Genomic DNA, 11,711 nt, shown 5'->3' with positions numbered 1-11,711 from the left:
GCTCTCGGACACCGATTCGATATCGGGTCCCAATGAATAGGTCTGGAAGCCCTCTGCGTATCGCGCACGTAGCCACCCTTTTCAGCCCGGACGGGGCCTATGGCGGCCCCACGAGGGTGGCGGTCAACCATGCGAAGGAACTCATTGAGCGCGGGCATGAGGTGACCCTCCTGGGCGGGGCCCGAGGATTTGAGCAGCTTCCCGACTCCTTTGACGGCGTCCCCGCTCGTCTTTTCCCAGTGGCACATCTCGTGCCTGGGTCGGGCTTCGCAGGACTGTTTTCTGCGGGTCTTTCAGCTCATCTTCTGCGCCACGCGCGTGACTTCGACGTCATCCACATCCATCTGGCCCGGGATCTCGTAACCCTCCCGGCCGCTCTCATCGCGCGTCGGCGAGGGGTTCCTTTCGTAACGCAAACGCACGGGATGATCGATGCTTCATCGAAACTGCTGTCCCGCCCTCTCGACCGCTTCCTCACACGTCCGCTCCTGGGTTCAGCGGAGCGGGCCTTCTACTTGACCCAGCGTGAAGCGTCGGATCTCAAGCAAGTCATGGGGAATCGAGACGTGGATCTGCAGCTGCTCCACAATGGCGTTCCGGTAGCCGAAAACCCAGCCAACGTACTAGGCCGTCAGACTGACGTCCTCTTTCTGGCGAGGCTCCATCCCCGAAAGAGGCCACGGCTGTTCGTCGAGGCCGCCCGCCGTCTGGCCGCCGAGTTTCCCTACACGACGTTCTCTGTAGTCGGCCCCGACGAGGGCGAGGGGAAACCGGTGAGGGATCTTGCCGTGAAATTTGATCCTGCGGGACGGCAGATCCGCGTGGAAGGATCGCTTCAACTGCATGAGACCGCCCAGCGGATGCGCCAATCCCAGATTTTCGTGCTGCCGTCGGAGAACGAGCCGTTTCCCATGACCGTCCTCGAGGCGATGTCACTCGGTCTTCCGGTGATCATCAGTGAAGACTGCGGGCTCAGCACCGCAGTTCGGGAAGCAGACGCGGGCATCGTGGTCGATGGGTCGGTTGAAGCCCTCGCCGAGGCAATCTCTGTCCTGCTCGGCGACGAATCCCGACGCCTGGCTTGCAGTGCAAACGCGAGGAACTTGGTCGCTCAGTCGTTCTCCATGAAATCCGTGGTGGACCGGCTCGAGGAGGTCTATCGGGCAAAGCGGAACGCCCAAGACGGAGTGGGGAGCATCGCGTGACGACGCAGAAGTATGAGCCCCAATCGGGGGCCTTCCGGGTCGCTGGCAGCGGCAAGGTGCGGGATGATCTGGCCTCCGTCCTCGTCGTCGGTCTGAACTATGCTCCTGAGCCCACAGGAAATGCCCCGTACACCACGAAGCTCGCTGAGGGCCTCGCGGGACTCGGACACAAGGTCGAGGTCCTCACCGGCTACCCGCACTATCCCCAGTGGCAAGTTGCTGAAGGATACTCAGGACTGTCCAGCCACCAAATCATCAATGGTGTCCCTGTCCGGCGTCTCCGGCACACAGTTCCGGCCGTTCCTCGGACATTGAACCGCCTGGTCATGGAGCTCACTTTCGGGCTTCATACCGCACTCCGACGCTGGCCCAAGCGTGACATCGTGCTCGTCGTCAGCCCCGGGCTCTTTGCTTCCGCCTTTGCGGTTGCCAAGGCCCGCCTCAAGGGCATTCCTGTGGCCATTTGGATTCAAGACCTCTACAGCCGTGGGTTGGAGGAAACGGGCGGAAGCGCCACCGCAACGAAGGCTGTGAAGTGGATCGAGTCGAAGATCCTCCGGTCCTGCAGCGGTATCACGGTGATCCATGGACGGTTCCGCGACTACGTCGTCGACGAGCTCGAGGTTTCGCGAGAGAACGTCGACGTCATCCGCAACTGGACCCATATCCAGCACGACTCTGTTTTCGATCGTGAGGCCGTTCGGTCTCGTCTGGGCTGGTCCTCTGAGGAAACCATCGCACTTCATGCCGGGAACATGGGAGTGAAGCAGGGCCTTGAGAATGTCGTAGAAGCAGCACGGCTTGCTGATGCCTTCGACAGCAGGGTCAGGTTCGTGCTTTTGGGCGACGGAAATCGTCGTGAGGCCCTGCACGTTGCCGGCGAGGGCATCCGCTCCCTGTCGTTCGTAAAGCCTCTGAGTGATCGGGAGTACTCCGAGGCCCTGCGGGCCGCCGACGTGCTGATTGTCAATGAACGTCCCGAACTTCGTGAGATGAGCGTCCCGAGCAAGCTGACCTCCTACTTCGCAACGGGACTGCCCATCGTGGCTTCGACCCATCCCGAGAGTGCAACCGCCGACGAGATACGGGCATCTGACGCAGGCATTCTGGTAGATCCCCAGCGCCCGTCCGCCCTCTTGCGTGGCGTCGAAAGGCTCCGCGACAACCCTGCCGAAGCAGAAGCATTGGGCTCCAGAGGACCCATCTACGCCGAAAGGGTTCTCTCGGAAAGCGCGGCGATCGGGGCCTACTCCAGTTGGCTTGCGAGTCTTTCCACCGGCGTTCCACGCGCACTCAACTAGATCTGCTTTTGGGGGAAGTATGAGCATTATCCGAGATGAGGCCCAGCCTCAATTGCGTGAAGCCAACCGCGTTCTGGAAGCGGCGCAGCGCCGCATGCTCGTGGTGGACCTTTTGTGCATCGCTTGGGCTACCATCGGCGCCCAGATCGCCAGGTTCGGTGGCAACGAGCAGTCCCTGGACGTCGGCAATCAGCGAACGTCGTACACCTTCATTTCTCTTCTGTTGATCGTCACATGGTGGCTAGTTCTCGGAACGGGCGGGAGCCGGGAGGACCAAGTTCTGGGCTATGGCCCCGAGGAATACCGCCGGGTCATCAAGTCGACGCTTTGGTTATTCGGTGCGGTAGCCATCATTTCCTATGTTTTCCAGCTTGACACCGCCAGGGGTTACGTGGCGATCGCTCTGCCACTCGGAATCGTCAGTCTCCTGGCTGGGCGATGGATCGTTCGTGCAACACTCGTCGCCAAGCGACAGCAGGGCCGAGGACTTCAACGTGTACTGCTTATAGGCGGACCACACACCACACGTCATCTCCACCGGCAGCTAAGCATGCACCCGGAAGCGGGCTACCTCCCTGTAGCCGCGCACATGCCGGAACCATCATCATTAGAGTCGATTCAGACGGAGTCCGGCCCCCTTCCCGTCATCGGTCACGGCAAGGGGATTGACGACGTTCTCGAGGCGATCCGCGACTCGGCAGCGACTGCAGTCGCGATCACCGCGGGAGCAGCCTTCGACCCCATGGTCCTACGCCAGTTGGGCTGGCAATTAGCTGCCAGAAACATCGGTATGATCATGGCCCCGGCGCTCACCGACGTCGCCGGGCCCCGCATTCGGACTCAGCCCGTCGCCGGGCTGCCCCTTATTCACGTGACGACACCGAAGCTTGAGGGCTCAAAGCGTGTCATCAAGCGCAGTTTTGACATCCTCACCTCGGTGACTCTTTTGGCCCTCCTTGCTCTGCCAATGGGTCTCGTCGCACTTCTCGTTCGCCTCGACAGCAAGGGCCCCGCCATCTTCCGTCAACAACGGGTGGGCCGCGCCGGGGCGCCGTTCTGGATGTTCAAGTTCCGTTCGATGGTTGCGGATGCCGAAGCAAGGCTGGAGTCGTTGCGCCAGCACAACGATGGCGCCGGCCTCCTCTTCAAAATGAAGCAGGACCCCCGGATCACCCGCTTGGGCAAAGTAATCCGGAAGTACTCCATCGATGAACTTCCCCAGCTGCTGAACGTCCTCCGCGGAGAAATGAGCCTAGTCGGTCCCCGCCCCCCGCTTCCATCCGAGGTGATCGGCTACGACGACTTTGCTCACCGGAGATTGTTAGTGAAACCCGGGATCACTGGGTCGTGGCAGGTCTCGGGTCGGAGCAACCTCTCTTGGGAGGATGCGCTCCGCCTAGATCTTTACTACGTCGAGAACTGGTCTCTCACTCAGGACCTACTAATTCTTGCCCGCACTATCCGCGCGGTACTTTCTCGAGCCGGAGCGTATTAACATGACATCAAGTCAGATTGCCGATCTCAATCGCACTGAGGGAGCAGACCTGAAACAACCGAGGACACCCGGGGAACGTGCGGCGACCGCTGGAACTAAAGACGTCCGCGTTCGACCCGTAAGACGGGACCTCAGCCAACGGTCCCCACTGGTCGGCACTTTGACGTGGATAGGTTTGGGGGCAATAGCCCCGCTAGTCCTCATTCTGGCAACTGGTGCGGACCATTCCCAAGGTCACGCCCTCGGCCCGCTCCTTGTCGTTGAACTGTCAGCTCTTCGATTCTCCTTCATAATTGCCTCCCATCGACGCCGCTTGTTCGAAATGACGTTCTGGCTGTTTGCCTATGCATTCCTCGGAATCGCGCCGTTCGTCCAGCTTCGCTTCGGTCAGGACACAGACACGACCGCTTCGGTCAATCATGACTTGGATTGGGAAGCCAGCGGAGCGATCCTAATAGGCTGCGTCGTCATGCTGTTGGGCGTCGCGCTTGGTCAGATCCAACGTAAATCACACCGTTCTATGCAATCAGCGACCCCGGAGGCTCGACCGAGGGCTTCGATACCAAACCACAGGGCGGTCACGTTACTGACCGTTATAACTCTGGGCATCTTTGGATATTACGCATCGCGCGTAGGCTTTATGCAGCTCTTCTCGAGCCGAATGACGCTGGACTCGATTCGCAGCCGGATCTGGCCGGATTCAACAACAGCCGCCATCTTCACCGCGCTCACGCAGATGGGGCTCCTAGTCTGCGTCGTAGCCCAGATCTTTTTACGCCGGATAGACACTGGCTATAGCCGTCGAGTCGTGCCAAGTCTCCTATTTATCGTTTCTCTAATCTCACTCGTCATCAGCACCAATCCCATAAGCAGTGCTCGCTACATTTTCGGAACCGCCGCCCTGGCGCTCGTGACCTCGTACGGTGCGGTATCCAGTGTTCGTCGATTCCGCATCTTTTCGATCACGTCCCTCGTGGGCATGATTTATGTCTTCCCAATTGCGGACATGTTCAGATGGTCTCTGTCTCCAACGGTCAAGTCACAGAGTCCACTAACATCGATGCTCAGTGGGGACTTCGACAGCTACTCCCAAATCGTCAACACTCTCGAATATGTGCACGTACGTGGAGAGGTCGGGGGATCGCAGCTCGCAGGCGTGCTTCTCTTCTGGGTACCTAGGAGCATCTGGCCGGGTAAGCCCATCGACACTGGAGTGCTTGTAGCGCAGTTCAAAGGATACGGCTTCACGAACCTCTCAGAACCCATCTGGGGGGAACTACTGATAAACGGTGGAATCGTTCTCCTAATTGTGGGCATGTTTGTGCTTGGTCTTGTTATTTCTAAGCTTGACCGTAGGCTTGACGAAACCATCAGTCACACCGGACTACCCGGGGTCTTGGGGTGCATCCTTCCCTTCTATCTGATACTCGTCCTCCGTGGCTCGCTGCTCCAATCGATGGCATATCTAGCAGTGCTCCTGGTCGGGTATCGAGTGATATCGATCGGCAGAGCTTCAGAATCGGCGCCCTTTGGAAACCTGGAAGCAGGGAATTGAATTATGATCACCGCTGCTATTCCATTTGTTCAAACTGACGCCCACCAAAACCCCAATCTTCGCCGGAAGACCGATCCTACAGAGTCTTACATGCGTGCCATGGCAGTCGCCTTTGCTTCGCTGTCACGATGGAACAGTGATATCGAGCTCGTTCTTGTGACGAATTCTGAACTCCGTCGTGGTTATCAAGAATGGTTAGAGAGACTAAATGTTGAGGTTTATATAACCTCGTTTGCCCACAGGCCCCCTAAAGGGTTCATGAATCAGTTCGAAGGGTGCCTTTTTCTTCTGGACGCCCTCCCAGTCCTAGCAGGGCGCGATGTTCTGTATCTGGATCCAGATGTCCTGTGTATCGCACCAATAGCCCTGTTGATGGATCAAATCGAAGGCTTTGCCTCGGGTATTATCCTAGATACACCAGTCGATGATGATATAAACGGGCTTTCGAGACGCGAGGCCGCTCAGCTGCACGTCGAGTTGGAAATGCCCGAAGGAATCCCCGAGCATATCGGAGGCGAGGCATATTTCGTGCCCCAACATCTCTCAGCGTCCATAATCGAGAATTCAGAGCGTGCTTGGCACCACGCTCTCGAACGGTTTGCAAACGGCAAGCCAGGGTTCAAGACGGAAGAACACATCCTTAGCTACGCCCTGCGCCGCGTGCCGTTGAAACCGATGAACCTGTACGCCAGACGCATTTGGACCGCGCACCGATACCGGACAGTGCGGGGCGATGAAGGCTCTCTCACCTTATGGCATCTGCCGGCGGAGAAGGACCGCGGCTTCGCTGCATTGTTTGGGCCTTCTCAGGACAGGGATTCTTGGTTTTGGGGCGCTAGCCGAACAGAGTTCGTTCGTCGGAGTTCGCGCGCCATGGGGCTTCACGGAAGGTCACCGAAGCGCCTCGTACTCGATCTCTTGGGCGCAGTCGCAAATAGGTGGGACCACGATCTGTTGAGACGCTGATCTCAAAGGCCTTCGCTCCGCCGTACTCCCGCCTTGCAGTCAGGGAGCGAAATCTCGTCCTAAACTAAAGATGCTCCGATCTGGCGTTATGTCTCTGAGCACGGGGGCGCAACCTCAACAGCACGGCGGCGCGACCTCAACAGATTGCTCCGCTGGGGACTGCTGAAGGTTTAGTTGACTCTTCGGCTATGCCGCCTCTGCGGCGGTCTTGGTCATGATTGCTTCGAATTCGATGGGGGTCAAACGGCGTAGCCTGCGCTGGCGCCGGCGTCGGTGGTAGGTGCGCTCGATCCAGGTGATGATCGCGAGGCGGAGGTCGCCTCGGGTGGCCCAGGTGCGGGTGTCGAGGACGTTCTTCTGCAGCAGGGCGAAGAAGCTCTCCATGGCGGCGTTGTCCCCGCACGCCCCGACCCTTCCCATTGACCCCTTCAGGCCGTGGGAGCGCAGGAGCCGGACGTACTTCTTGGACCTGAACTGAGGGGGTTCAACCGGTGGTCGCAACACCCGAGGTCAGGAGGGTGTTGTGGGAAGACCATCGGAGTGGGTGCGTGAGGTAACGGGCAGGGCACCGATGAGGTCTCCGGGTGCGCCGAGCCGACCGCGCTCAAAAGAGCGGGAGTTCTGGGACCAGATCTCCACGGGGAAGCTCCCTCGGGAAGCGGCCGATGCGGTGGGCGTGGCGCAGGCTGTTGGCCAGCGTTGGTTCCGGCACGCTGGCGGAATGAGTCCCTTCTCGTGGCCGGCACCGTCTGGCCGGTACCTCTCGTTCGCCGAGCGTGAGGAGATCGCGATCCTGCACGCCCTCGGCGAAGGGGTGCGCGGCATCGCAGGTGTCCTCGGGAGGAGCCCGTCGACGATCTCGAGGGAGCTGCGGCGCAACGCCGCCACCCGAGGCGGCAAGCTCGACTATCGGGCCAGCGTCGCGCATTGGAAGGCCGAGCTGTACGCGCGGCGCCCGAGGACTTCCAAGCTCGCCGAGAACGATCGGCTGCGCGAGTACGTGGAGGATCGCCTCTCGGGCAAGATCACGATGCCTGACGGCGACGCCGTTCCCGGCCCGCAGGAACGGGAGTGGAAAGGCCTGAACAAGCCCCACCGTGAGGACCGCCGATGGGTCAAGGCATGGAGCCCCGAGCAGATCTCGAATCGGCTGAAGATCGACTTCCCGGATGATGAGTCCATGCGGATCAGTCACGAGGCCATCTACCAGGCCCTCTTCATTGAGGGCCGCGGGGCGCTCAACCGCGAGCTCATCCTGTGCCTGCGCACCGGTCGTGCGCTGCGGATGCCCCGCGCGAGGGCCAAGCGTGTCGCCTGGGCCCATGTGACCCCGGACGTGCTCATCAGCGAGCGTCCTGCCGAGGCCCAGGACCGTGCGATCCCCGGGCACCATGAGGGGGACCTCATCATCGGCACCGACAGGTCCGCGATCGGCACCGTCGTTGAGCGAACGACCGGTTACACCACCCTCGTCCACCTGCCCCGAGAGGAAGGGTGGAGAGAGCAGCCGGTGACCAAGAACGGGCCCTCCCTCTCCGGCTATGGGGCGCTCTCGATGAACAAGGCTCTGGCGCAGGCGATGGAGTCGGTGCCCGCCGAGCTCAGACGCTCGTTGACCTGGGATCGTGGGAAGGAGATGTCCGCCCATGCTCAGTTCACCATCGATACGGGCCTGAAGGTCTATTTCGCCGATCCGCATAGCCCCTGGCAGCGGGGCACGAATGAGAATACGAACGGATTGCTGCGCCAGTACTTTCCCAAGGGCACCGACCTCTCACGATGGAGCCCCGAGGACCTGGGCGCTGTCGCACACGCCCTGAACACCCGGCCACGGAAACGACTCGGATGGCGGACCCCCGCCGAAGCCTGGGACGAACACCTAAGATCTGTTCAACGAGAACGTGTTGCGACGATCAGTTGAATCCGCCCTGGCTGCCCCTGTCGCTGTGCACGATGGTGCCTACAGGTCCGCGCTGGTGCACGGCCATCCGCAGGGCTGCGACGGCGAGGGAGGACTCCATCCTCGAATCCATCGAGTACCCGACGATTCGGTTGGAGCAGGCGTCCTTGACCGCACATAGGTAGAGCTTGCCCTCGCCGGTGCGGTGCTCGGTGATGTCGGTCAGCCACAGGGTGTCCACGGCCTCGGCGGTGAACTCCCGTCGGACGTGGTCGTCGTGCACCGGCGGGCCGGGCCTGGGGCGCCGGCCCTTGCGCTTGCCGAAGGCGCTGAAGACCCCGTGCGCCGAGCAGACCCTCCAGACGCGCCGCTCCGAGGCCTGGTGGCCGACCTCGGCGAGCTCATCGGCGATGAACCGATACCCGAAGGCTGGGTCGTCGGTGTGGATGTCCATGGCGGCGTTGGCCAGGTGGGCCTCGTCCCAGTCCCGGTCCGTCACGGGGCTCTTCAGCCACCTGTAGTAGGCCTGCTTGGAGAAGCCCAGCACCCGGCACGTCACCGCCACCGGCACCCTCACGGGCGCTTCCGGGGCGGCCAGCTCGCGGACGAGCGGGTACATCATTTTGGGAGCGTGCCGGCGGCGAGGTATGCGGCCGCGCGGCGCAGGACCTCGTTCTCCTGCTCGAGCAGCCTCACTCGCCGGCGCAGCTCCTTCACCTCGGCCGAGGCCTGCTCCGGGCCCGCGCCGGGCCGGGCACCGTCAGCGGCGTCGGCGGCCTTGAGCCAGTTGAACAGCGTCGCCTCGCTGATCCCGAAGTCCCTCGCGATCTGCTTGTGCGGCGCCTCGCCCTTCCGGGCCACGGCCACGACATCGTCACGGAACTCCTTCGGATACGGCCTCGCCATGGTTCACATCCTCCCACCAGAGGAACCTCAGAACCTCTGGAGTCAGGAGTCAACCGAACCTTCAGCAGTCCCCTGCGTAATCTGCTCTCCTTCGGACGGACTCCTCTCTTAGCCTCAAAGTGCTGGTGACCTTAGTGCAGATCATCAATTGACTGGGGGATCCTTCATGCGGGCGACACGCCTCACCTTTGTTGGTCTTGCTTTGCTTGCGGCCGTCGCTCTCGGGCTCGCAACATTCGCTCTTGCGCGTCCAGCATCCGGTGGCGATGCCGCCCAACGGGCCAGCTACGTGGCCCCGAGCCTTTTTCCGTCACTATCAGCGCCCAAGCGACTGACCGTCGCCTTTATTGGTGACTCCTATACTGCCGGCGCCGTCGTCGGTGAGGCGCAGTCGTGGGCTAACGTTCTTGGCGCGGCAAACGGGTGGAACGTCGTAAACGTTGCGCGCGGAGGCACCGGATACGTCAAGGGTTACTCAAGCGGCGGTCAGGCTGCGTGCGGTGGGGAAGTCTGTCCAAACTATCTTCAGGTCGTCCCCCAAGCTGTGGCGGCTGCCCCTGACGTGGTCATCGTCGCTGGTGGTCGTAATGACGGCACAGTGCTCACCCCAGACCTGGAGCAGAACATTAAAGCCGTGTACACCACGCTTCGAAAGAGCCTACCTAACGCAAAGCTCATCGGCCTCTCGCCCATCTTGGCCGCAGACGACACCCCGTCGAGCTTTCCAACGGTGAAACCAGCTGTGAAGCAGGCTGTGGAGTCTGTTGGTGGCACACACATCGATTTGGGCGCCCCTCTCGGAAACCATGGTGAGCTCGTAGGGCCTGACGGGGTTCATCCGAACGTCGCGGGACAGAAGGTCCTCGCTGCAACTGTCGGTCGTCTCCTTCCTCACCTGGGCTGAAGAGTCGGAAGTTGTGTAGCGGTGGCAATATCAGTTGCTCCGCTAACTTTCTAAGCCCCAGACGATGAGTCGTAAAACGTAGAAGCTGGCTGTCCCGATGAAGATGACCCCCGCTCTTTCGCGACCGAAGGATCCATCCTCCACCAGTTGAGGGCCGACATGGAACATCGTCTAGGTCGCCTCATCGGCGATTTTTCTCTCCGAATACTCTTGTCAGAACCGCTTGGGGAGATCCACCAGACTAGACCCCGTCCACCCGTCCCCTGCGGTACTCGACGTAGGCCCCTATGCCCATAGCGATGAATTGCAATACCTCGACAACCAGATAGGAGATTGCCGCCCCTGTTGCCCGGAGCTGCGACCCGAGGGCCATTACCAGGGCAAGCTGGATTAGGACCGCTCCCGCCAACACCCCCGCCACAAAACGATCCCTTCCCAACGATTGCAGGACGACCGAAAGCGGCTGAGCAACGATTGAAAAGATTGTGGCTACCGCCAGCAAGCGGAGGGCTGCGATGGAATCTTCGTAACTTGCACCCAGAAGTAGCTCGATTATAAGCGGCGAAGCTACAGCAATGCCGCCCGATAAAACAATCGCGGCAGCTAGCATCCACATGGCCTTTCGCAGGTGCTTCCATGCGTCGACGATGTTTCCTGCTCTGGAAATCAGGGGGGCAGCGGCAGTGGAGAAAGCGTTGGCAAGGAGACTCATTGGCTGGGTCCAGCGGTTCACAGCACCGTATATGCCTGCCGCAGTAGCACCGCCTGCCAGCGATAGAACTGGAAGGTCGAGGGCTTGGGAGGTATTGGCAAGCGTGGCGAGCCCGTAAAAGCTTGCGCCACGCCAAGGATTGATTCTTGCGGCAGCCCGAAGATTGGGCCTAAGCGTTCTTTTGGTTAGACGGAATCCAACCACGGAGGCCGTTACGGACCCACAGCATAGGCATACCCAGATGACCGCAGCCCCGTTGAAGTGAGCCACGGTCAGTACTGCAAAGAGTGATAATGCGACCATTCGATCGGAGAGGATCGCTATCGCAACAAGTTCGCCCCGGGCCGCGGCCCTCAAAGAAACTTGGAGACTTTGGTTGATGAGTAAACATAGCATGATCGGGCCAGCCGTCCACGACAGGCTGTTGCGGTCGAATAGCAACATTAGGGTAGTCCATACAGCGGCCAAGCCGGTCGCCGCCACAATTTTTCCGGTAAGCCTGGAACTAAATTCTCCCAAACTGAGGGTGCCACGAGCGATCTCCCGGACCCAGTGGGAATTTGTTCCAAAGTCTATGAATCCAACCCCGGCAGTCGCCAGTGCCACCGCAGATACGGCAGAACCCAATGCCTCAGGTCCACTGCCGCGGGCAGCGAGAATGTACAAAAGGGCCAGCAATCCTTGTGCGACCCCCGTGGCGGCCGCGAGCGAGGTTGCCTGCCTGCCCACACTGGTTGTCGCCCAAATCTTCTGCTTGCGTCGCCGAC

At 60.6% G+C, this 11,711-nt stretch carries 8 protein-coding genes and 2 pseudogenes; 7 read left to right on the top strand and 3 right to left on the bottom strand.

Translation table 11 applies throughout. From position 1 onward, the window contains the following. Positions 1-32 precede the first annotated feature (32 nt). From E6A21_RS09375 to E6A21_RS09355, 5 genes are all read left to right on the top strand, one after another. On the top strand, positions 33-1,205 hold the full coding sequence (locus E6A21_RS09375) for a glycosyltransferase (protein ID WP_138443893.1): 1,173 nt from the start codon (positions 33-35) through the stop codon (positions 1,203-1,205). Continuing rightward, positions 1,202-2,506, top strand: coding sequence for a glycosyltransferase family 4 protein (locus E6A21_RS09370; RefSeq protein ID WP_246036317.1), 1,305 nt, complete (start codon positions 1,202-1,204; stop codon positions 2,504-2,506). Before E6A21_RS09375 ends, E6A21_RS09370 begins: the two co-directional genes overlap by 4 nt. A 19-nt stretch (positions 2,507-2,525) precedes the next feature. Continuing rightward, a complete protein-coding gene (locus E6A21_RS09365; RefSeq protein WP_138443892.1) occupies positions 2,526-4,001 on the top strand; it encodes a sugar transferase in 1,476 nt (491 codons plus the stop codon). Positions 4,002-4,323: 322 nt separating this feature from the next. Further along, positions 4,324-5,556 carry an oligosaccharide repeat unit polymerase gene (locus E6A21_RS09360; RefSeq protein ID WP_138443891.1) on the top strand — a complete coding sequence of 411 codons (1,233 nt, stop codon included), beginning with the start codon at positions 4,324-4,326 and terminating at the stop codon, positions 5,554-5,556. Positions 5,557-5,559: 3 nt separating this feature from the next. Then, on the top strand, positions 5,560-6,522 hold the full coding sequence (locus tag E6A21_RS09355; RefSeq protein ID WP_138443890.1) for a hypothetical protein: 963 nt from the start codon (positions 5,560-5,562) through the stop codon (positions 6,520-6,522). Between the two features lie 186 nt (positions 6,523-6,708). Here the strand turns inward: E6A21_RS09355 and E6A21_RS09350 are convergent. Next, positions 6,709-6,999 (bottom strand): annotated as a pseudogene (locus tag E6A21_RS09350) (integrase core domain-containing protein); the annotation flags it as partial. A 94-nt stretch (positions 7,000-7,093) separates the two neighbouring features. Between E6A21_RS09350 and E6A21_RS09345 the strand changes: the two are divergent. Continuing rightward, the gene (locus E6A21_RS09345; protein ID WP_246036315.1) at positions 7,094-8,443 is read left to right on the top strand and encodes an IS30 family transposase; all 1,350 of its coding nucleotides are present in this window, start codon (positions 7,094-7,096) and stop codon (positions 8,441-8,443) included. A gap of 7 nt (positions 8,444-8,450) precedes the next feature. Here the strand turns inward: E6A21_RS09345 and E6A21_RS09340 are convergent. After that, positions 8,451-9,328, bottom strand: a pseudogene (locus E6A21_RS09340) (IS3 family transposase); the annotation flags it as partial. A 166-nt stretch (positions 9,329-9,494) separates the two neighbouring features. On the opposite strand from E6A21_RS09340, the gene E6A21_RS09330 reads away from it, so the two are divergent. Beyond that, a complete protein-coding gene (locus E6A21_RS09330) occupies positions 9,495-10,232 on the top strand; it encodes an SGNH/GDSL hydrolase family protein (protein ID WP_138443886.1) in 738 nt (245 codons plus the stop codon). 241 nt (positions 10,233-10,473) lie between these two features. Here the strand turns inward: E6A21_RS09330 and E6A21_RS09325 are convergent, their stop codons facing one another. Continuing rightward, on the bottom strand, positions 10,474-11,673 hold the full coding sequence (locus tag E6A21_RS09325) for an oligosaccharide flippase family protein (protein ID WP_171041341.1): 1,200 nt from the start codon (positions 11,671-11,673) through the stop codon (positions 10,474-10,476). Positions 11,674-11,711 lie beyond the last annotated feature (38 nt).

Source organism: Sinomonas susongensis, assembly GCF_005877005.1.
GTDB classification, from domain to species: Bacteria; Actinomycetota; Actinomycetes; order Actinomycetales; family Micrococcaceae; genus Sinomonas; species Sinomonas susongensis.
The sequence above is the reverse complement of the archived record's forward strand: the minus strand, read 5'-3'. Positions and strand labels throughout refer to the sequence as shown.